Origin of the sequence: Mesorhizobium sp. M7A.F.Ca.ET.027.02.1.1 (genome assembly GCF_004022985.1) — a bacterium.
GTDB lineage: Bacteria > Pseudomonadota > Alphaproteobacteria > Rhizobiales > Rhizobiaceae > Mesorhizobium.
Genome location: NZ_RZOL01000901.1, coordinates 1 through 568, shown reverse-complemented (window position 1 = coordinate 568; position 568 = coordinate 1). Strand labels below are relative to the sequence as shown.

The 568-nt window shown below is 55.3% G+C and carries 1 protein-coding gene; it reads left to right on the top strand.

Going from position 1 to position 568, the window contains the following annotated elements; genetic code table 11:
- The coding region (locus tag EN749_RS36910) for an ABC transporter permease (protein ID WP_145991227.1) at nt 1–568 on the top strand (568 nt) is incomplete at both ends.

Sequence of the window (568 nt, the reverse complement as noted above, 5' to 3'; positions counted from 1 at the left end):
TTCCATTGGTATCGCCATCATAACGACGAGTATCGCTTTTTTGATGGGCGGCACGCTGGGCATCATCGCCGCGTTCTTCCGTGGTTGGGTGGACCAGGTGGTCTCACGCCTCATCGATATCCTCATGGCGATCCCTGGGTTGATCTTTGCACTGATGCTGCTGTCCGTTTTCGGAACATCGATCCAGAACCTGATCTTAATCATCGCAATCCTCGATTCAACCCGCGTTTTCCGACTCGCCCGCGCGTTGGCAATGGACGTTGCGGTGTCAGACTACGTGGAGTCTGCACAGGTTCGGGGGGAGAACCTGCTATGGATCATCACTCAGGAAATTCTGCCCAACATTCTCCCAATACTGGTGGCAGAATTCGGCCTGCGCTTTTGCTTTGTGCTGTTGACCACCTCTTCGCTGTCATTCCTCGGCCTTGGCGTCCCGCCACCGATGGCGGACTGGGGCTCCATGGTTCGCGAGAATGCTAGTTTGATCACCTACGGGGATATCACCCCATTGATCCCGGCGGGAGCCATCGCTCTGATTACCGTAGCCGTCAACTTCATAGTCGATTGG